Origin of the sequence: Sphingomonas montana, from assembly GCF_001956315.1 — a bacterium.
Lineage (GTDB): Bacteria > Pseudomonadota > Alphaproteobacteria > Sphingomonadales > Sphingomonadaceae > Sphingomonas_R > Sphingomonas_R montana.
In genome coordinates this window covers 46646-67660 of the sequence record NZ_MOLY01000026.1, presented here as the reverse complement: position 1 = coordinate 67660, position 21015 = coordinate 46646, and the positions used below count along the sequence as shown (strand labels likewise).

Sequence of the window (21015 nt, the reverse complement as noted above, 5' to 3'; positions counted from 1 at the left end):
GAACGATCTCGATCGCTACCGGCTCGCGCTCGACGCGATCGAGCGCATCCCGCGGCTGGCGGGGCGGGTGCCGGCCGAGACGGCGCGCTACTGGGCGACGATGGAGCGGCACAAGCTCTACATCGCCGAACAAGGCGACGACATGCCGGAGGTGCGCGACTGGAAGTGGCCGGCGTGAGCGAACCCAGGGTCGCATTGGTCCTGAACAGCGGTTCGTCGTCGCTCAAGTTCGCCGCGTTCGACATAGCAGGGGCGGAGGTTCGGACGATCGTGGCCGGACAGGTCGATCCCGCGGGCGGGGCGGCGGCCTTCGGTGCGATCGACGCGGCCCTGACGCAGGCCTGCGCACCCCCGCCGGTCGCGGTGGGGCATCGCATCGTTCATGGCGGCCCGCGGCTGTTGCGGCATTGCCGAATCGACGCCGCGGTGATCCGCGAGCTTGAGCAGGCCGAGCCGTTCGCGCCGCTCCACGTATCGGCGGCGCTCGCGCTCCTCGCGACCGCGACCGCGCGCTATCCCGGCCGGCCGCAGATCGCCTGCTTCGATACCGCTTTCCACGCGACCATGCCCGACGTCGCACGAACGTTGCCGGTTCCGCACGCGATGCGGACGGAGGGCATCCATCGCTACGGCTTCCACGGACTGTCCTGCGAATCGATCGTGCACCAGCTGGGCGAGGACGTGCCGAAGCGTCTGGTGATCGCGCATCTGGGCAATGGCGCCAGCGTCACGGCGGTCTGCGACGGGCAGTCGATCGACACGAGCATGGGGCTGACGCCGGCAGGTGGCGTGATGATGGGCACGCGAACCGGGGACATCGATCCGGGCATATTGCTCTATCTCATGCGCGTTCGCGGATCCGACCCGACCGAACTCGAGCGGTTGGTAAACCGGCAATCGGGGCTACTCGGCGTGTCGGGCCTGTCCGGAGATATGCGCGTGCTGCACGACGAGGACGGACCGGACGCACGGCTGGCGGTCACGATGTTTTGCCGGTCGGTCGCCAAGCAGATCGCCGCGATGATGACGGCCCTGGGGGGCGCCGACACCATTGTCTTTACGGGGGGTATCGGCGAACATGACGCCGTCGTGCGCCAGTGCATCTGCGACGATTTGCGGTGGGCGGGCGTATTGCTGTCACCGGATTGTAGCGATCGGAACGATGGTGGCTGCCGCGCGATTGTCTGCGCGTCCCGCGAGGAAGACCAGATTGCCCGACACATGCGCGGGCTTCTTGCGGATAGGTGAGCGGCGGACGGGCATGGGGACGCCTGCCGGTCCGCGCTGAACGTTTTTGGATTGTCGCGGGCTGCGCGCGCGCTTCGCATCCCGGGATCGCGTAAGCGTATGACGATCGTCATGCAGCCCAACGCTGCTCTCATAGTAGGCGCAGTCACGGGTCGATCGCGGCGTTGATCCGTTGTGCGGACCCGCTAAGGGGCCAGCCCGATCGGTCGGACTCGCCGAAGCAATCACGCGAAGGGTACATAATGGATATTGTCACCGGTTTGTTCCCGGCTTAGGGATGTTAGCGGTAGCACCACGGTTGTGCTGCAACGGGACAAAGCACGCAAAGCCGTGCGGACCATAAGGGGAGGACGGATGAAAGCGTTCAAGCAGACCTTCGGGCAGCGTCAGCTGCTCCGGACCGGCGTGTCATTGGCTGCGCTGCTTGCCACCGGTTACGGCGGCGCCGCACTGGCGCAGGCGGAGATCCAGCCGATCGCCCCCGATGCGACGCAGGCCGCAGCGCCGCGTCAGGACGTGGGCGAGCCCGGTGCGGCCGACACGGGCGGCGAATCCATCGTCGTGACGGGCCGCCGCGCCGCACTGGAAGCGGCCGTCGAACGCAAGCGTCGTAGCGAGACGATCGTCGACTCGGTCGTCGCCGACGATGCGGGCAAGCTGCCCGACAATTCGATCACCGAAGTTCTGCAGCGCGTATCGGGCGTGTCGATCGTCCGGTTCGCGGCATTGAACGACCCCGACCATTTCTCCGTCCAGGGTTCGGGCGTGCAGGTTCGCGGACTGACGGGCGTGGCATCGCGCCTGAACGGTCGCGAGATCTTCAGCGCCAACAACGGCCGCGCGATCCTGTGGAGCGACGTGACGCCCGAGCTGATGGCCGCGGTCGATGTATACAAGGCATCGACGGCCGACCTGATCGAGGGCGGCACCGGCGGCCAAATCGATCTGCGCACCAAGATGCCGTTCGATTTCAACGGCAAGTTCCATGTTGCCGGAACCGCCGAGCTGAGCCTGGGCGACCGTGCCAACAAGGCCGATCCGATGGGGTCCGTCCTGGTCACCGACACGTTCGATACGCCGATCGGCCGCATCGGCCTGCTGGCGGATATCGCCTACAGCCAGTTCAGTTCGCTGTCCCAGTTCCTCCGCACCGAACCCTATTACAAGACCAACGTCGGCGGGCAGGACCGGTTCATCCCCGGCGGGTTCGCCTATGGCGACGAGGAGTTCCAGTATCGCCGCAACGGCATCTACGGCGCGGTGCAATGGGCCCCGTCCGACAGCCTGACCTTCACCGGCAGCTTCTTCCAGTCGCGGTACAAGAGCACGTCGGACGACTTCGGCGCGCAGGTGTCGTCGCAGACCCTGGCGGTCGATCCGGCCACCAGCACGTTCGATTCTAATGGACTGCTGCTGAAGACCGATTCGCTGTTTAACCGCGACAGCGCGACGTTCCTGCCCGGCGGCCAGGTGACGAGCGCCGGCAACAAGGGCTTCGTGGAAAGCAACACGCGCACCCGCGACTATTCGATCTCGTTCGCATGGGCGCCGCAGGACGGCCCGCTGAGCGTGAAGGGCGCGATCCAGCGCGTCGATTCGCGCCAGATCTATGACCGGATCGACATCTTTCGCGAGGTCGGGTTCGGTCAGGCGTTCGGGATGGACCTGACCGGCGGCCTGCCGCGCATTACCGTCAACCCGGCCACGCAGGCGTCGTTCGCGGACCCCGCAAACTACTTCTGGTCGGCATCCATGCCGCACAACGAGAACAACCGCGGCCGGCTCGATACCGCGCAACTCGATGCCGAATATAAGTTCGACAGCGACTTCTTCCGGTCGGTCAAGGTCGGTGCGCGTTACGCGGAGCGGACCGAGCGCGACCTGCAGAACGGCTATAACTGGACCGCGCTCGGCCGTGGCTGGAATGGCGATCCGCAGCTTACCTATGCCAATGCGGCACCGGGCGACGTGGCGATCCATGTGTTCAAGGACTTCTTCCGCGGTGAGACGTTGCTCCCGGGCAACCTGATGTTCGCCACGCGGGAACTGGCGGACCGGTTCAACGTGAACCGCACCGGCCTGGTCACGCCGCCGCCGGCCGGATTCTGCCCGCCCGGCACCGAATTCAACTGTTCGGCATCGGGACCGCTGGCGCAGTCGGGTTATGGCGGGCTGTCCGGCATTCGTCCGCCCGGTTTCATCCTGCCCGGCGATCAGGTCGACAATCGTACGGAGAACCTGGCGGGTTACGCGCTGGTCCGGTTCGGGCCGGCGACCGACGCGCCCGGCATTTCCGGCAACGTCGGCGTCCGCGTCGTCAATATCAAGAACGAAGGCAGCGGCTTCATCCAGCAGAACGGCAACACGTTCATCCGCAATGGCGAAACCGTGACGCTGGGGACCCAGTTCGTCGCCCGCGGTGGCAAGGCGGAATTCACGCGCGTGCTGCCGTCGATCAACGTGGTCTACGCGCCGTCCAGCCGGGTCAAGATCCGCGGCGGCTTCAACAAGACGCTCGACCTGCCGAGCTTCAACGCATTGAGAGCGTCGGGTTCCGTCGGGGTGGCGACGACCGCCAACCCGGTACAGGGGCAGCCGGGTATCTTCACCAACTTCACCGCGGAAACCGGCAATCCGCTGCTCAAGCCGACCATGGCGAGCAATTTCGACCTGTCGTTCGAATATTATGGCGCGCGCGGCACGACGTTCCATGTCGCGCCCTTCTACAAGCGGCTGAAGGACCTGCCGATCTTCTCGCTGACCCAGCGGCAGGTGTCGATCGCGTTCGCCGACGGGCGCACCGAAGTGGTCAATGCCGCGGCATCCGACTTCATCAATTCGACCGAGACGGCGGAGATCAAGGGCGTCGAGGTCGGTGGCCGTGTCTTCCTGGACATGTTCCAGGGGCCGATCAGCGGGCTGGGGTTCGAGGGGAACTATACGTATATCGAAAGCAAGAACCCGGGGGACCTGTACCGCGACATCAACGGCGTGATCCGCAACGATGCACCGCTGGTCGGTCTGTCGAGGCACAACGTCAACGCCGCGTTGCTGTACGAGCGTAATCCCTTCTCGTTCCGCATCGCCTATTCCTGGCGGTCGAAATATCTCCAATCGACCAACAGCAACGGCACCAACCCGACCTATAATTACTTCGCGACGCCCAATGTCCCGACTGCGATCCAGATCGCGCTGCCGGTCTACAGCGACTCCTACGGAACGGTCGACGCGGGTATCCGCTTCAAGGTCACCGAAAACTTCTCGTTCGGCGTTCAGGGCACCAACCTGACGGCCACGACGGCGAAGACGCTGATGGGTGGTTATCCGGGGGGCAAGCTGGTCGGACGAAGCTGGTTCCAGAGCGATCGCCGGATCAGTACGGGTATCAACCTGGCGTTCTGACGGATGCCGGTGCGTCGCCAGGGTGGCGACGCACCGGCGCAACAGGCGGACGGAGAGTGTGCGGATGAGAAAGCGCGTCCTGATCGTCGGCGGCGGCACCGCGGGGTGGCTGACCGCGGGATACCTCGCCAAACGGTTGAGCAGCGACCTGCCGGGCGGGGCGGAGATCACGCTGGTGGAATCGCGCGACATCGGCGTGCTGGGGGTCGGCGAGGGAACCTTTCCCACCATCCGGCGGACGCTGGCGACGATCGGCATCGACGAAGCGGACCTGATCCGCCGGTGCGGCGCGACGTTCAAGCAGGGTGCCAAATTCGTCAATTGGCGGGACACCCCTGGGTCGGGTACGACCGATCATTACTCGCACCCGTTCCAGGTCGCCGACCCGAGCGCCGGGCTGGAGCTGCTGCCTTACTGGCTGATCGGGCTGGGCGGCACCGAGAATTGGGATGAGGTCTCCACCCCGCAGAAGAAGGCGTCGGACGCACACCGCGCACCCAAATTGCCGAGCCATGCCGACTATGTCGGCCCGCTGAACTATGCGTTTCATTTCGACGCGATCGCGCTGGCCGGGTTGTTGCGCGAACAGGGCATCGCCAACGGCGTGCGCCATCTGGTCGACACGGTCGGCGAGGTCATGTTGGCCGAGGACGGCGCGATCGCGGGCGTGCGGACCGAGGCGAACGGCGTGCTGGACGCCGATCTCTATATCGACTGTACCGGATTCCGGGCCGAACTGATCGGCAAGGCGATGGGCATCCCGTTCAGGTCGTGCCACGACGTGCTGTTCTGCAACCGCGCGGTCGCGGCGCAGCTGCCCTATGCAGGGCCGCGGGATCCGATCGCGTCCTACACCATATCGACCGCGCAACAGGCCGGCTGGACCTGGGACATCGGCCTCGATCGCCGCCGCGGGATCGGCCATGTCTATTCGTCGGACCATATCGACGACGAGGCCGCCGAACGGACGCTGCGGACCTATCTCGGCCCCGCCGGCGCGCAGGCCGAGGTGCGGCGGTTCAAGTTCGAGGCGGGGTACCGCGAGATCAACTGGCACAAGAACTGCGTCGCAGTCGGGCTGTCGAGCGGGTTCTTCGAGCCGCTGGAGGCGACCGGCATCGCCTTTGCCGAGGTGTCGGCCGGGCTGATCGCCAACCTGTTCCCGTGGAGCGGCGACCATGAGACGTCGGCGCGACAGTTCAACCTGAACCTGCGCCGCCGGTACGAGCGGGCGCTGGACTTCATCAAGCTGCATTATTGCATCTCCAACCGGCGCGACACGGCGTTCTGGCGCGACAATGTGGATGCGGCATCGATCCCCGACAGCTTGCAGGAAATGCTCGACCGCTGGCGCCATCGCTGGCCGAGCGAAATTGACATCGACCCGCAGATCGACATCTTCACCGCGCCAAGCTGGCAATATGTGCTGTACGGCATGGGGTGGAAGACCGACCTGAGCGCCAAGGCGGGCGCGCTGCGGTATCATGACGACGCGCGCCGCGCCTTTGCGGAGGTCCGGCGGCAGGCGCAGTTCGCGATCCACAACCTGCCGAGCAACCGCGACCTGATCGACTATGCGCAGCGTCACCGGTTCGGCGCACAGGCCGCCGCATGACGGCATCGACCGGTCCGCTCCGCCGCGTGGTGATCGTCGGCGGCGGCACCGCGGGCTGGATGACCGCCGCGGCGCTGTCGCGCGTCGTGCCCGCCGACATGACGGTGACGCTGGTCGAATCCGAGGAGATCGGCACCGTCGGCGTCGGCGAGGCGACGATCCCGTCGCTGCTCGACTTCAACCGCATACTCGGCATCGACGAGGACGACTTCGTCCGGTCGACGCAGGCCACGTTCAAGCTGGGGATCCAGTTTCGCGACTGGGCGCAGATCGGCGACGACTATATCCATCCGTTCGGCACGCACGGACGCGATGTCGCGGGCTTTTCCTTCCATCAGCTCTGGCTGCGCGAGGCCGCCGGTGGAAATGTCGCGGCATCCGGCCAGATCGGCGACTATTGCCTGTCGCACGTCGCGGCGCGGCTGGGGCGGTTCAACCGGCCGGTCGCCGATCCGTCCGCGGTGCTGTCGACGCTGTCCTACGCGTTCCATTTCGATGCCGGGCTGTATGCCGGGTTCCTGCGGTCGCTGTCCGAAGCCGCCGGTGTGGTCCGTGTCGAAGGGCGGATCGCGTCGGTCGCCCGCAATCCGGAAAACGGCCATATCGACGCCGTGACGCTGGCCGACGGCCGCCGGATCGAAGGCGACCTGTTCGTCGATTGCAGCGGCTTTCGCTCGCTCCTGCTGGGCGATGCGCTCGACGTGCCGTTCACCAGCTGGCAGCACTGGCTGCCGTGCGACCGTGCCTGGGCGGTGCCGAGCACGCGCGAAGGCCGGCTGACCCCCTATACGCGCGCGACGGCCGAGCGCGCCGGCTGGCGCTGGCGCATTCCGCTGCAACATCGGGTCGGCAACGGTCATGTCTATTCCAGCGCGCACTGCGACGACGACATGGCGGTGCGCACGCTGCTCGACGGGCTGGAGGGCGAACCGCTGGCCGATCCGCGCCAGTTGCGGTTCGTGGCCGGGCGGCGTGCGCGTTTGTGGGAAGGAAATTGCGTCGCGATCGGCCTGGCCGGCGGGTTCCTGGAACCGCTGGAGTCGACCAGCATCCACCTTATCCAGTCCGGTATCACGCGACTGATCGCGCTGTTCCCGGACCGGTCGTTCAACCCGGTCGAACGGGCGGAATATAACCGCCTGTTGCTTCGCGAGTATGATCAGGTCCGCGATTTCGTGATCCTGCATTATCACGCGACGACGCGCAGCGATTCCCCGTTCTGGGACCATGTCCGCACGATGACGGTGCCGGCGTCGTTGACCGAAAAGCTGGCGCTGTGGGCGGACAAGGCGCGCCTCTTTCGCGAACCGGGCGAACTGTTCACGCCCGACAGCTGGATCGCCGTGCTGCTGGGGCAAGGCAGGCGGCCGGCGTCGTTCGACCCGTTGATCGCCGGCCTGCCTCCAGCGGATTCGACCCGGTTCCTGACGCATCTGCGCGACGTGATCGGCAAGACCGCGGCGGCGATGCCCACGCACGAAGACTTCATCGCGCGGCACTGTGCCGCGCGCACCCTACAAACCGTCTGATCCGGGAGTGACCATGTTGCGCACCATGTCGGTCGCCCTGACCGCGGCGTTGATCGGCAGTGCGGTCGCGCCGTTGCCGGCCGCCGCGCAGTCCGTCGGTCCCGCCGGTCGCGCCGCGACCCGGACGGTCGATGTCGATCTGGGCAAGGCGGGCGCGCCGATGGACCAGTCGTTCCGGCTGTCGGTGGGGTCGGACTATGCCGGAACGCTGATCCGCCCCGACAGCCTGGCGCAGCTCGACACGGCGGTACGCGAACTGGGTTTTCGGTACGTACGCTTCCATGCGCCCTTTCATGACGAACTGCGCACGGTGCGCGTGGAAAACGGCCGGACGGTGTACGACTGGACCAGGTTGGATCAGCTGATCGACGGCCTGCTCGCCCGCAAGATCAAGCCGTTCGTGGAACTCGGCTTCACACCCGAAGCGATGGCGACATCGAAGCAGACGATCTTCTACTGGAAGGGCAATACGTCGCATCCCGAGCCGAAGGCATGGGCGGCGCTGGTCGACGCGTTCGTGCGTCATGCCCGCCAGCGTTACGGCGCGGCGGAGGTCCGCAGTTGGTTCTTCGAGGTGTGGAACGAACCCAACCTGGCCGGTTTCTGGGAAAAAGCGGACCAGAAGGCCTATTTCGAACTGTATGAATCCAGTGCGCGGACGATCAAGGCGATCGACCCGCAGTTGCGCGTCGGCGGGCCGTCGACCGCGGGTGCGGCCTGGGTGCCCGAACTGCTGGCCTATGTCGCCAAGCGGGGCGTGCCGATCGATTTCCTGACGACCCACACCTACGGGGTCGATGGCGGGTTCCTGGATGAGAAGGGGCAGGACGACAACAAGCTGTCGACCAACCCCGATGCGGTCGTTGCGGACGTGCGCAAGGTGCGGGGCGAGATCGACGCGACCGCATATCGCGGCCTGCCGCTGTATTTCACCGAGTGGAGCGCGAGCTACAACCCGCGGGATCCGGTCCATGACAGCTATGTCAGTGCGGCCTATATCCTGGGCAAGCTGCGCGCGACCCGCGGGCTGGCGCAGGGCATGAGTTACTGGACGTACAGTGATCTGTTCGAGGAGGCCGGGGTGCCGCCAACGTCGTTCCATGGCGGGTTCGGACTGATGAACCGCGAGGGCATCCGCAAGGCGAGCTGGTTCGCGTACAAATATCTAAACCAGCTGCGCGGAAACGAGATCGCGACCGGCGACGCGGAGGCGCTGGCGACCACGACGAAGGGTCGGACCGACGTCCTGCTGTGGGCGTGGCGGCAGCCGGCGCAGTCGGTCAGCAACCGGCCATTCTTCACCAAGGTGCTGCCGGCCAGCGCGCAGCCGTCCGCGGTGGTGCGTTTCGCGGGACTTGCGCCCGGGCGTTACCGCCTGACCTTGCGGCGCACCGGTTTCAAGGCGAACGATGCGCATACCCGCTATCTCGAACTGGGATCGCCCAAGGATCTGACGTCGGCGCAGGTGCAGGAATTGCAGGCGTTGACGCGCGACCTGCCCGAGCTGACTCGGACAGTTCAAGTCGGCCCGGACGGACGCCATGCCGCGACGGTGCCGATGCGCGCGAACGACGTGGTGCTTGCCACGGTCGAGCGTATCGCCGCGCGGGCCAGGTGATCCGGTCATTCGAGCGGGGGGCGGCCTGACGCCGAACCGCCGCGAAACGATGCTGTTGGCGCGCGCTTTCGCCGCGGTCGCGGCCAGCCGGGTTGGCGCCCAGATATCGAGAGGAACCGCCGCGTCAGTCCGGGCGACGGGCGGTTCGTAAAGCTCGTGGTGGCGGGCGATCTTGCCGATTTTGATACCCCGGCAAATGGCGCAGACTGATACGGCGCGTCCCGTTATTGTCCCGGCGTCCCGGCCCGGCGTTCGCGCGATCTGCTGAACTGGACGACGCTGACGACGGCGCAGGAAACCCTGATCGGTGGTGTTTGGTCGCTCGGTATCGCCACGCTGACGGAGGGCAGGCTACGGCGTTCGTCCTCTCCGGGCGTCCAAGGGCTGATAACGCTATCACGACGTGTCAACATCTGCTTCCGGATTGGTTGCGGGAATGAGGCCGGTTGTCCGTTGTGTTAGCGGTATCGTTCGTGCCATATCCTTCCGGCAAGCCTGTCGCGGTCCCTGTCGGCCGACAAAATGGGCGGAAAGGAGAAGCGATGGGACGGATTGGCGGCAGAAACCCGATGGCTTTCGCACTGGCGGCGGCGTTCGGCGGCCTCGTGTCGGCAGCAGCGGCAACGCCTGTGCCGGTCCAGTCAGTAGTGGCCTACCGCTGGGCCAACGTCACCGTCGGCGGGGGCGGGTTCGCGCCTGGCATCGTCTTCAGCCCCGTCGAGCGCGGTCTGGCCTATCTGCGCACCGACATGGGCGGCGCCTATCGCTGGGACGCCGGGCTAGGCCGCTGGCTGCCGCTGCAGGACAGCGAGGCGGTTTCCAGCTATATGGGGGTGGAAAGTATCGCGGCCGATCCGGTCGATCCCGACATCGTCTACCTGGCCGCCGGCATGGCGACGCGGTTGCCCGCCGCGATCTTTCGATCCGCCGACCGGGGCGCGCACTGGACGCGGGTGCCGGTGCCGTTCGCGATGGGCGGCAACGAGGACGGGCGCGGCCTGGGCGAGCGGCTGGCGATCGATCCGCACCGGCCCGCGACGTTGCTGTACGGCAGCCGGCATGACGGGATGTGGCGCAGCGATACGTCGGGCGCGACGTGGCGCAAGATTGCCGCCTTTCCGTTGCCGGGGCTGGGAAAGCCGGACCGGCCGCGCCAGACCCATGGCGGCGTGTCGTTCATAATGTTTGATCCGGCACGGCCGGGCCACATCCTTGCCGGTAGCGCCGACCCCGGTGCGCACCATCTGTTCCGTTCGACCGACGGTGGGGCCAGCTGGCTTGCGGTGGCGGGCGGGCCGGCCGCGGCACTGTTGCCGGTCAAGGCCGCGATCGGGGGCGACGGCATCCTGACCATAACCTATTGCGATGCGATCGGCCCGAACGGGATCACGCAGGGCGCGGTCTGGCGGTTCGATCCGACATCCGGCGCATGGCGGGACGTGACGCCGCCGCGCGCCGGCGATGCGCAGCCCGGCGGCTATATGGGCGTCGCGGTATCGGCGCAGGACCCGCGGGTGATCGCGGTCGCGACCGTCAATCGCTACCGACCCGGCGATACGGTGTGGCGGTCCGCGGATGGCGGGCGCAGCTGGAGCGAACTGCGGCGGCGCAGCACGCGGGACGTGTCGACGTCGCCCTTCCTGGATTTTGCGGGCAAGGCGGATTTCGGGCACTGGATCGCGGGGCTGGCGATCGACCCGTTCGATGCCGATCATGCCGCCTATGTCACGGGTGCGACGCTGTATGCGACGACAGGTTTCGGCCGCGACGGGACCATGGCCTGGGCCCCCTGGACGAAGGGGATCGAACAGACCGCGGTCATCACGCTCGTCAGCCCGACGGGCGGCGCGCCGCTGGTGTCCGGGTTCGGCGACATCGGCGGGTTTCGGCATGACGACCTGACGACGTCGCCGCCGCGCGTCCATCTGAACCCGTTCCTGACCAACACCAACACGCTGGATTATGCCGGTAGCGCCCCGAACGTCCTGGTGCGCAGCGGCAATACGCACGCGCCGCTGGTGCCCGGGGCGTCGCTCGCCTGGTCGGATGACGGCGCAGTCCGGTGGCACCCGCTGGCGGTGCCGGCGGACGGCAGCGGCGATACCGCGCCGGAACGCAGCGGCAACGCGGCGATTACCGTATCGGCCGACGGGGGGACGTTCCTGGTCGAAACGACCCGGCCCATCCTCACGCGCGACCGCGGGCGGAGCTGGACGGCGGTGCGCGGCCTGCCGTCGCGGGTGCGCGCCACGGCGGACAAGGCCGATGCGCGACGCTTCTACGCGATCGATTTCGCCGCCGGACGGCTGGTCCGGAGCGACGATGGCGGCGCATCGTTCCACCCTACGGCAAGCATCGGTCTTCCGGCCGACCTCTCGGGTGCCCGCGCCTCGGGGCGGGAGGCCGCCAATCCGCTGGTCGCGGTGCCCGGCCGCGCGGGATCGCTCTGGCTGCTGATCGGGCAGGACCTCTATCGATCGACCGATTTCGGCGAACGCTGGGTGCGGGCCACGCGGGACGTCGCGATCCGGCGCTATGGGCTGGGCCGCGGCGCACCGGGCAGTGCGTGGCCCGCATTGTATGCGATCGCCCGCATCGGCGGTGTCGACGGCGTCTTCCGGTCGATCGATGGCGGCGCCGGGTGGCGGCGGATCAACGACGACGCCCACCAATGGGGGTTGCGGCTGCGCATGATAAGCGGCGATCCACGCCGTTTCGGCCGGGTCTATGTTGCCAGCGACGGGCGCGGTATCCTGTACGGCGATCCGCAGGACGGACCATGAGCAGGGGCACGATTTTGATATCCGACGCCGGCCGTCCGGCGATGACGACCCGACGGACCGGCCGCCAGTGCCGACATATATTTCAGGCGGCGACGCCCGACCGATCACGAGGATGCAAGGAATGACGATGAACAAGGCTTTGATCGCCGCGCTGCTGACCGGCAGTGCGATCGCGTCGCCCGCATTCGCGCAGAGCGGCCGTTTCGAGCGGACCGCGGGCGGCGTGGTGGTGACACCTGCGGCCGGGCCGTCCGGCCGGGTCGAACTGACGGTGCATGGCGACGGGATCGTCCATGTCGTCGCCACGCCGCGCAATGCAGCGGGCGGTGCCATGGCGCCCAGCCTGATGGCGCCGACGCCGCCTGCGCCCGGCCGCTTTACCGTCCGCGAAGCCGGTGGGCGGGTCGTCCTGACCGCGCCGCGATCCATTGCGGAGGTCGATCTGGCCACCGGGCTGGTCAGCTTTCGCGACGCCGCCGGAAAGCCGTTGCTGAACGAGGCCGGCCCGACCGGTTTCCAGGCGACTACCGCCGACGGCAAGCCGTTCGTGTCCGTATCGCAGCAGTTCAACCGGGCGACGGACGAGGGGCTGTATGGCCTTGGCCAGCATCAGGCCGGGCAGATGGACCAGAATGGCGAGGACGTCGAACTCGCGCAGCACAATATGGATATCGGAGTGCCGTTCCTGGTTTCCACGCGCGGTTACGGCCTGCTGTGGGACAATAATTCGATTACCCGGTTCGGCAATCCGAAGCCCTATACGCTGGTCGGCGAGGGGTTGCGCGTCACGTCGAACGGGAAGCCGGGGTTCAGCGCGGAATATTTCCTGAACGGTCGGTCGGTCGTGACGCGTCAGGAAGCGACGATCAACTATCAGTATATCAAGGACCAGGCGAACTGGCCCGCCGCCGCCAAGGTGCAGACCGTCGCCGCGGAGGGTGGGCAGAATACCGCGGGCAACGCGGTGCAGAAGCAGACGGTGGTCTGGAGCGGCGACGTGCAGCCGACCACCACCGGCACGCACCGTTTCCAGCTTTATGGGTCGAGCTATTTCAAGGTCTTCGTCGACGGCAAGGAAGTGCTGAACCGCTGGCGGCAGAACTGGAACCCCTGGTACGCCAATTTCGACGTGCCGATGCAGGCGGGCAAGGCTGCCCGCATCCGCATCGAGTGGGAGCCGAATGCCGGCTACATCGCGTTGCTGCACAACGATCCGCTGCCCGAGGCGGACCGCAAGTCGATCCGGTTCACCAGCGAAGTGGCGCAAGCCAAGAATTACTGGTTCGTGCCCGGTGACGGCAGCATCGACCGTGCGGTCGCGGGGTATCGCCAGTTGACCGGCAAGTCCGAAATGATGCCCAAATGGGCCTATGGCTTCTGGCAGTCGCGCCAGCGGTACGACACCGCCGCCGAACTGACTGGCGTTGTGGACACCTATCGCGCGCTGAAGATCCCGCTCGACAATATTGTGCTCGACTGGCGTTACTGGCGGGACGACACCTGGGGCAGCCACAAGTTCGATCCCACGCGCTTCCCCGATCCCAAGGCGATGATCGACGCGGTGCACGGCAAGAACGTGCACTTCATGATCTCTGTCTGGCCGAAATTCTATCCGACGACCGACACCTACAAGGAGCTCGCCGCGGCCGGTGCCGTCTATCAGGGAAACCTGAAGATGGGGAACAAGGACTGGGTCGGTCCCGGCTATGCCAGCACCTTCTACGATCCCTATTCCGCAAAGGGGCGGCAGATCTTCTGGAAGCAGATCGAGGATCGGCTGGCGAAGCTCGGCACCGATGCCTGGTGGGCGGACGCCAGCGAGCCCGACATGCATTCCAACCTGTCCATACCCGAACGTATCCAGACGATGGGGCCGACCGCGATCGGCCCGGCGGCGCAATATTTCAACAGCTTCCCGCTGATGAATGCGCGGTCCTTCTACGACGGCTGGACGGCGTACAAGCCGGACGTGCGGCCGTTCCTGCTGACCCGGTCGGGTTTCGGCGGGTTGCAGCGCTACGGCGCGGCGATCTGGTCCGGCGACGTGGCGAGCCGCTGGTATGATCTGAAGGCGCAGATTTCGGCGGGTGTGAACGCATCGATGTCCGGTATTCCCAACTGGACCCACGATATCGGCGGGTTCGCGCTGGAGGATCGCTATTCCACCAAGGCGCCGGCTGCGGCGGACCTGGCGGAATGGCGCGAGCTGAACCTGCGCTGGTTCCAGTTCGGGGCGTTCAGCCCGCTGTTCCGCAGCCACGGCGAAACCCCGTACCGCGAAATCTACGAGATCAGCCCGACCGGATCGCCGATGCGCGCATCGATGGTCTGGTACACCGAGCTTCGTTACCGCCTGATGCCCTATATCTACACGGTGGGTGCCGACACCTATATGAAGGACGGCAGCATCATGCGGACGCTGGCGGCGGATTTCCCGAACGACATCGCCGCGCGCAAGCTGACCGACGAATATCTGTTCGGGGACGCGTTCCTCGTGACGCCGATCACCGAATACAAGGCGCGCGATCGGCAGGTTTACTTCCCGGGCAGCGGGCGCTGGTATGATTTTGCCAGCGGCAAGACATATCGCGGTGGTGCATCCGCCCGCGTCGCCGCGCCGTTCGAACGCATGCCTTTGTTCGTCCGCGCCGGCGCGATCGTCCCGATGGGACCGGTGACGCAATATGTCGACCAGGACCGCGCCGCCCCGCTGACGATCGCGGTCTATACCGGCGCGAACGGCAGCTTCTCGCTCTACGAGGATGACGGGACGAGCCGGCAGTACAAGCGTGGCGCGTTCAGCCGCATACCGATCCGCTACGACGAGGCCACGGGCGCCGTCACGCTGGGTGCCCGCGAGGGCCAAGGCTGGGTGGGCATGCCCGCCAACCGGACCATCCGGATCCGCTGGATCCGCGAAGGGCAGGCGGTGAGCGACGCCAACGGCTTCGACACCGAGGTCGCCTATTCCGGCGTGGCGGTCACCGTCCCGCGCAAGTAAGGCGACAGGCGCCGGGGCGGGGATCGGCCGATCTCCGTCCCGGCAGCGTGCACGCCGTCATCGCAGCGACCGCCGCCAGCCTTTACTGCATCGGGAACAGCTCGGGGATGCGGGCGCCGTAGATCGGTCCTTCGGCCTTGTCGTCGGGAACCAGCCGGATCGCGAGCAGGGCCTGGTCGGACGGGCGCGTGCTGCGGATGTAGGTGACGGCGTCCTCCAGGCTGCCGGCGAACAGCCGTTCTTCCGGCGTCGCGCCTTCGATCGCTGCCGTGCTATAGACTTCCGCGTCGCGGGTCATGTCCCATGTCATGTTCGGTATCCGATCCTTCTGGTGAGCCCCACCCGTGCGCGCGTTGACGATCGACCGCAACCGTCGGTCGTGCGCGGTGGTGCCGCGCGTCGGCCACACGCCCATCTTAACTCTTTATCGCCGGACTTCGCGACGACCGGGTCCGGCCGACAAGGCCTTTGGTGAGGAATGAGCGAGTTGACCTCGGACCTGGTTCAGATTCGTTCGCTCCGACGTGCGGCGACGTTGGCCATTGCGCCGCCGCACCGCGAAACTGCGGGACCGGCAACCGACACCCTTACAGCAGCTTGTCGAGGGTGATCGGCAGGTCGCGGATACGCTTCCCGGTTGCGTTGTAGATTGCGTTGGCGACGGCTGCCGCGACGCCGGTGATGCCGATCTCGCCGATGCCGTGTGCGCCCATGGGGGTGTGAGGATCGGGGTTGTCGGTCCAGATGACGTCGATTTCCGGCACGTCCAGATGCACCGGGATATGATATTCGGCAAGGCTGGGGTTCATGACCCGGCCGTTGCGTTCATCGAACTGCGTCTCTTCCATCAGGGCCAGGCCGAGCCCCATGATGATCCCGCCGCGAAACTGGCTTCTCGCCGTCTTGGGGTTGAGGATGCGTCCGCAATCGAACGAGCCGAGAATGCGGCTGACGCGGGTTTCGCCCGTCACCGCGTTGACCCGTACTTCGCAGAAGATCGCGCTGTGCGAGTGCATCGACCAGTGCAGCTGTTCCAGCGGCGGCGATGCGGCCTCGGTCACCGTGATGCTGTCACGCTGCGCCCGCGCCAGGATCGATGCATAGCTTTCGCGCCGGTCCGGATCGTCGAGCTTCGCCAGGCCGCCGTCCTCGCTTCCGACGTCGTCGGCGGACAGGCCGGCGAGCGGGGAATCGTTCCCGGCCAGCTTCAGCAGTTCGGCAACCAGCGCGTTATGCGCGGCGATGATCGCGGCGCCGATCGCGGCGGTCTGCTGCGATCCGCCGGCCATGATCGCGCCGGGGATCGACGCGTCGCCGTAGCCGACCTCGATCCGGTCCATCGACAGCGCCAGCCGTTCCGCCCCGACGATCGCGGTGGTGGTCGCCGTGCCCATGCCCATTTCGGCCGCGGCAACTTCGATCTTCGCCCGCACGGCCTTGCCCTCGCGGATCAGGGTGATCCGCGCCTGCGCCCCGGGCATGCGGTAATAGGGGTACGTGCCGGTCGCGCAGCCCATGCCGACCTGCCATTCGCCGTCGCGGCGTTCGCCCGGCGCGCCGCGCGCGGCCCAGCCGAACCGTTCTGCGCCACTGCGCCACGCATCAACGATGTGGCGTGACGAGAAGGGCAGGCCCGATGTCGGGTCCTTGTCAGGCTCGTTACGGATCCGCAGCGCGACCGGGTCCAGCCCCAGATCGACGGCCAGTTCGTCGATCGCAGATTCGAGTGCGAAGGTGCCGACCGCCTCGCCCGGCGCGCGCATGAAGGTGTTGGCCAGCATGTTCATCCTGGCCACTTCCACCTGCAAGGTAATGTTCGGGCAGGCATAGGCCGGCCGCGTCCCAAGGATGAACGGTTCGGGCATGTTGTTGTGCGGCGTCATGATCGACAGACCGCTATGGATGATCGTGTCGAACGCACCGTCGGCGGACGCACCGATCGCGACGCGCTGTTCGGTCAGCGTGCGGCCGCCGACGACCCGGTAGACGCCCTCGCGCGACAGTGTCATCCGCACCGGGCGCCCTGCAAGCTTCGCCGCGGCGGCACCGATGATCTGGTGGTCCCACAAGCCCTTGCAGCCGAAACCGCCACCGACATAGGGTGAAGTGAGCGTGACCTGCCCGGGTTCGAGATCGAACACCGCGCCGATCGTCTGCGCCTGCGCGGTGACCATCTGGCTGGCGTCGTGGATCACCAGTTCGCCGTCGACCCACAGGATCGTCGCGGCGTGCGGTTCGATCGCGTTATGATTGTGGCGCGGCGTGCGGTAGCGGCGATCGACGACATGGGGTGCGGCCGCCAGCGCCGCCTCGGCATCGCCGATCCGGTTGAGCAGCGGCTGGCCCATGAACACGCCCTGTTCGATGCCGTTTGCCTTAGCCTCGTCGAGACTGGTCGTCGACGGTTCCGCCGCATAGCTGAAATGCAGCAGCGACGCGGCGTGATCTGCCTGTTCCTGCGTTTCGGCGAGCACGCAGGCGATCGGCTGTCCGTTCCAGTGGACGCGATCATCCTGCAGAATGGACAGGTCGGCGGACCCGACCGCGGTCGGCGACGACCCGAAGACGCCGGGCTTGTTCATCCGCGGCGCGTTGCGATGGGTCATGACCAGCACGACGCCCGGCGCAGCCTCGGCCGCCGCGCTGTCGATTTCGGTGATCCGCCCACGCGGGATGGCGGCATGGGCAAGCGCGGCATAGACCATGCCTTCGTGCCGGAACTCGGCCGCGAAGCGTGCCTCGCCTTTCACCTTCACCGCGCCGTCCCGGCGGGACAGCGGTGTGCCGATCAGCCCATGCTTGCGGTCGATCAGCGGGTCGGGCCGGCCACCGGGGATCCAGCTGTCGGGAGCGAGCGGCACCAGCTTCGTCATGGCGCCCTGCACCAGGCCTTGTGCGGCCTGCTTCGCGGTATCGACGATGCTCATGCCAGTTTCCCCATAGCCAGGTCGCCCAACATGGCGGCGAGCACGCGCGTCGCCAGTTCCGGCTTGAACGCATTGTCGCGGAGCGGCCGGGCGGTCTCGAACTCCGCCTCCGCTGCCGCCCGGTAGGCCGCATGCGTGGCCGGTCCACCGCGCAGGACGGCCTCCGCCCGGGTCGCGCGCCAAGGCTTGTGCGCGACACCGCCAAACGCGATCCGCACGTCGCCGATCCGGTCGCCGTCCATCTCCAGCGCGGCCGCGACGGAGATCAGCGCGAAGGCGTAGCTCGCCCGGTCGCGCACCTTCCGATAGGCCGAGTTGGCCGCGAACCGTAGCGGCGGAAGCGCGATCGCGGTGATCAGCTCGCCCGGCGCCAGCATCGTGTCGCGGTCCGGCCGGTCGCCCGGCAGGCGGTGAAGCGCATCGAAGGCGATCGTCCGCGCGCCGTCAGGTCCGTTGACATGCACGACCGCGTCCAGCGCGGCCAGCGCGACGCACATGTCGGATGGGTGCGTTGCGACACAGGCGTCGGATGCGCCCAGGACCGCATGGATGCGGTTGAAGCCGTCGCGCGCGTCGCACCCCGTGCCGGGTGCCCGCTTGTTGCACCGCGATCCGTCCGTATCGTAGAAATAGGTGCACCGCGTGCGCTGGAGCAGGTTGCCGCCGACCGTCGCCATGTTGCGGATCTGGGCCGATGCGCCCGCCAGGATCGCGCGGGACAGCAGGGGGTAGCGCGTCCGCACCGCACGATGTTCGGCCACGGCGGTGTTGCGGGCGGCGGCACCGATCAGCAGCCCGCCGTCCGCGGTTTCCGTGATCGTGTCCGACAGGCCGGTCACGTCGACCAGCCGATCCGGCCGCGCCACCGTCTCGCGCATCAGGTCGACGATGTTGGTCCCACCGCCCAGAAAGGCCGCGCCGTCGTCCGTGCCGAGTTTCACCGCATCCGCCACGTCGGCAGCCCGCAGGTAGCGGAACGGGGTCATGCCATGATCTCCGCGGCCATCGTCGCGCGGATCGCATCGATGATGCCGTTGTGCGCGCCGCAGCGGCAGAGGTTGCCGCTCATCCGCTCCTGAATTTCCGCGCGGGTCAGCGTCACCCCGGCGGCAAGGTCGGTGCTGACATGGCTGGGCACGCCGCGCTGCGCCTCCGCCACCATGCCGATCGCCGAACAGATCTGCCCCGGCGTGCAATAGCCGCATTGCAGCGCGTCATATTCGATGAACGCGGCCTGCAGCGGGTGGAGGTCCCCGACCGCATCCAGTCCCTCGATCGTCGTGATCCGACGGCCGTCATACTGGACCGCCAGCGCGAGGCAGGAGAGAATGCGCTCCCCATCGACCAGCACGGTACAGGCCCCGCAGGCGCCTTGGTTGCACCCCTTCTTCGTCCCCGTCAGGTGCAGGGTCTCGCGCAGATGGTCGAGCAGCGAAACGCGGGGGTCGGACGGTCCGGCGACGGCGTTTCCGTTGATGACGAGCGACATGGCAATCTCCGCTTCGGCGCACCGCGCTGATGTGCAGCATCTATACCGATTTGGTGCGTCCGACGCGGGTTTTTTCTGCGCGTATGACACCTTTCCGGAGCGTTCGCTGCCGCCCGCGCCCGTTTCGTGACGTGACGCAGGCGCCGGGCGCACCAGGCCGTCAGGCGCTCGATGCGGCATGTCGACCGGACCCGGCCGCAGTTTCGGTTGGTGGGGAATGCCCGGGCGGATCGCCAAGCAAACCCGGCCGGTAGACCCTACATAGGGCCGATGCGCTTCTCCATCCTCGTCATCGTGCCGCTCCTGATCGCCAGTTGCGGTTCCGCATCCGAACCCGCTGCAGTGGTGCCGCCTCGGGATCGGGTGGCGCGGCCGACCGCCGGGCTCGATCGTGATGCCATGGCCCGCACGGTGGCGGCGGCGGCGCGGCTGCCGCGGTTGCGTTCGTTGATCGTCATGCGGGACGGGATGACGCTGGCCGAACACCGCTTCAACGGTGGCCCGCCGCTCGACCGGCCGGTGAACATCAAGTCGGCCTCCAAGTCGGTGATTTCGGCGCTTGTCGGCATCGCGATCGCGCGCGGCGTGCTGCGCGGCGTCGATCAGCCCGTCCTGTCCGTGTTGCGGAGCGACGCCCCGGCCGATCCCGATCCGCGTTTGGCCCGACTGACGGTCGGCAACCTGCTGTCGATGCAGGCGGGGCTCGAACGTACGTCCGGCGAGAATTACGGACGCTGGGTGTCGAGCCCGAACTGGGTCCGCTTTGCGCTGTCACGGCCATTCGTCGACCAACCCGGCGGCGGCATGCTCTATTCGACCGGCAACACGCATCTGCTGTCCGCCATGCTGACCCGCGCGTCGGGACGCAGCACATACCAACTGGCGCAGGACTGGCTGGCGCGACCGCTCGGCGTGGCCATCCCCGCCTGGCCACGCGATGCACAGGGTGTATATTTCGGCGGCAACGACATGCTCATGAGCCCGCGGGCGCTTGCCCGGTTCGGCGAACTCTACCGCCTTGGCGGCGTGGCGGGCGGCCGGCGCGTCCTGCCCGCGACGTGGATCGAACGAAGCTGGACCCCGCGCACGGTGTCGCCGTGGAGCGGCGGACGCTACGGCTATGGCTGGTTCCTCGGAGAGGCGGGCGGGCATCCCGTGCGCTTCGCCTGGGGCTATGGCGGGCAGATGGTCTATGTCGTACCCGATCTGGGCCTGACGGTGGTGATGACGTCGAATTCGAACGGCGCGCGCGACACCGGCCATATCGCGGCCCTGCATGCCCTGCTCGCCGACGGCATCGTGCGGGCCGCCGTCACCGGGGGATGACCTCCCGTCTTGCTGGCGGACGCCGCCGACGACATGCGGGCGGGTGGTCGACCATGAGCATCCGGGCAACACCGCGC

The 21015-nt window shown here is 67.2% G+C and carries 13 protein-coding genes; 9 read left to right on the top strand and 4 right to left on the bottom strand.

Features of this window, described 5'->3' with window-relative positions; all coding sequences use genetic code 11:
- Positions 1 to 37 precede the first annotated feature (37 nt).
- From BKY59_RS08135 to BKY59_RS08100, 8 genes are all read left to right on the top strand, one after another.
- Positions 38 to 178 carry a hypothetical protein gene (locus BKY59_RS08135; RefSeq protein WP_420822085.1) on the top strand — a complete coding sequence of 47 codons (141 nt, stop codon included), beginning with the start codon at positions 38 to 40 and terminating at the stop codon, positions 176 to 178.
- Positions 175 to 1248: an acetate/propionate family kinase gene (locus BKY59_RS08130; protein WP_240500023.1), complete on the top strand. Its 1074-nt coding sequence runs from the start codon at positions 175 to 177 to the stop codon at positions 1246 to 1248. Before BKY59_RS08135 ends, BKY59_RS08130 begins: the two co-directional genes overlap by 4 nt.
- A 354-nt stretch (positions 1249 to 1602) precedes the next feature.
- Positions 1603 to 4650, top strand: a complete 3048-nt coding sequence (locus tag BKY59_RS08125) for a TonB-dependent receptor (RefSeq protein ID WP_076070460.1) — start codon at positions 1603 to 1605, stop codon at positions 4648 to 4650.
- 64 nt (positions 4651 to 4714) lie between these two features.
- Positions 4715 to 6265 (top strand): tryptophan halogenase family protein, encoded by a 1551-nt coding sequence (locus BKY59_RS08120; RefSeq protein WP_076070459.1) that lies wholly within the window; start codon positions 4715 to 4717, stop codon positions 6263 to 6265.
- Positions 6262 to 7794: a tryptophan halogenase family protein gene (locus BKY59_RS08115; protein WP_076070457.1), complete on the top strand. Its 1533-nt coding sequence runs from the start codon at positions 6262 to 6264 to the stop codon at positions 7792 to 7794. The genes BKY59_RS08120 and BKY59_RS08115 overlap by 4 nt, the downstream gene beginning before the upstream one ends.
- 13 nt (positions 7795 to 7807) lie before the next feature.
- Positions 7808 to 9412, top strand: a complete 1605-nt coding sequence (locus BKY59_RS08110; RefSeq protein ID WP_083671976.1) for a GH39 family glycosyl hydrolase — start codon at positions 7808 to 7810, stop codon at positions 9410 to 9412.
- Positions 9413 to 9981: 569 nt separating this feature from the next.
- Complete coding sequence (locus tag BKY59_RS08105; RefSeq protein WP_076070455.1) at positions 9982 to 12195, top strand: WD40/YVTN/BNR-like repeat-containing protein; 2214 nt, start codon at positions 9982 to 9984, stop codon at positions 12193 to 12195.
- A gap of 127 nt (positions 12196 to 12322) precedes the next feature.
- Positions 12323 to 15196 carry a glycoside hydrolase family 31 protein gene (locus BKY59_RS08100; RefSeq protein ID WP_076070485.1) on the top strand — a complete coding sequence of 958 codons (2874 nt, stop codon included), beginning with the start codon at positions 12323 to 12325 and terminating at the stop codon, positions 15194 to 15196.
- An 82-nt stretch (positions 15197 to 15278) separates the two neighbouring features.
- On the opposite strand, the gene BKY59_RS08095 is transcribed toward BKY59_RS08100, so the two are convergent.
- From BKY59_RS08095 to BKY59_RS08080, 4 genes are all read right to left on the bottom strand, one after another.
- Positions 15279 to 15611, bottom strand: a complete 333-nt coding sequence (locus BKY59_RS08095; protein ID WP_076070454.1) for a hypothetical protein — start codon at positions 15609 to 15611, stop codon at positions 15279 to 15281.
- 172 nt (positions 15612 to 15783) lie between these two features.
- Positions 15784 to 18123, bottom strand: a complete 2340-nt coding sequence (locus BKY59_RS08090; protein ID WP_076070452.1) for a xanthine dehydrogenase family protein molybdopterin-binding subunit — start codon at positions 18121 to 18123, stop codon at positions 15784 to 15786.
- Positions 18120 to 19109 (bottom strand): FAD binding domain-containing protein, encoded by a 990-nt coding sequence (locus tag BKY59_RS08085; protein ID WP_076070450.1) that lies wholly within the window; start codon positions 19107 to 19109, stop codon positions 18120 to 18122. Before BKY59_RS08085 ends, BKY59_RS08090 begins: the two co-directional genes overlap by 4 nt.
- A complete protein-coding gene (locus tag BKY59_RS08080) occupies positions 19106 to 19612 on the bottom strand; it encodes a 2Fe-2S iron-sulfur cluster-binding protein (RefSeq protein ID WP_076070448.1) in 507 nt (168 codons plus the stop codon). Before BKY59_RS08080 ends, BKY59_RS08085 begins: the two co-directional genes overlap by 4 nt.
- A gap of 270 nt (positions 19613 to 19882) precedes the next feature.
- On the opposite strand from BKY59_RS08080, the gene BKY59_RS08075 reads away from it, so the two are divergent.
- On the top strand, positions 19883 to 20938 hold the full coding sequence (locus tag BKY59_RS08075; RefSeq protein WP_083671975.1) for a serine hydrolase domain-containing protein: 1056 nt from the start codon (positions 19883 to 19885) through the stop codon (positions 20936 to 20938).
- The last annotated feature ends 77 nt before the right edge of the window (positions 20939 to 21015 follow it).

Excerpts from the sequence above, each read along its gene's own strand:
- BKY59_RS08085 (WP_076070450.1), bottom strand. The coding sequence starts at position 19,109 with ATGACCCCGTTCCGCTACCTGCGGGCTGCCGACGTGGCGGATGCGGTG.
- BKY59_RS08090 (WP_076070452.1), bottom strand. The coding sequence starts at position 18,123 with ATGAGCATCGTCGATACCGCGAAGCAGGCCGCACAAGGCCTGGTGCAG.
- BKY59_RS08110 (WP_083671976.1), top strand. The coding sequence starts at position 7,808 with ATGTTGCGCACCATGTCGGTCGCCCTGACCGCGGCGTTGATCGGCAGT.
- BKY59_RS08100 (WP_076070485.1), top strand. The coding sequence starts at position 12,323 with ATGAACAAGGCTTTGATCGCCGCGCTGCTGACCGGCAGTGCGATCGCG.
- BKY59_RS08095 (WP_076070454.1), bottom strand. The coding sequence starts at position 15,611 with ATGGGCGTGTGGCCGACGCGCGGCACCACCGCGCACGACCGACGGTTG.
- BKY59_RS08125 (WP_076070460.1), top strand. The coding sequence starts at position 1,603 with ATGAAAGCGTTCAAGCAGACCTTCGGGCAGCGTCAGCTGCTCCGGACC.
- BKY59_RS08105 (WP_076070455.1), top strand. The coding sequence starts at position 9,982 with ATGGCTTTCGCACTGGCGGCGGCGTTCGGCGGCCTCGTGTCGGCAGCA.
- BKY59_RS08080 (WP_076070448.1), bottom strand. The coding sequence starts at position 19,612 with ATGTCGCTCGTCATCAACGGAAACGCCGTCGCCGGACCGTCCGACCCC.
- BKY59_RS08115 (WP_076070457.1), top strand. The coding sequence starts at position 6,262 with ATGACGGCATCGACCGGTCCGCTCCGCCGCGTGGTGATCGTCGGCGGC.
- BKY59_RS08075 (WP_083671975.1), top strand. The coding sequence starts at position 19,883 with ATGCGCTTCTCCATCCTCGTCATCGTGCCGCTCCTGATCGCCAGTTGC.
- BKY59_RS08120 (WP_076070459.1), top strand. The coding sequence starts at position 4,715 with ATGAGAAAGCGCGTCCTGATCGTCGGCGGCGGCACCGCGGGGTGGCTG.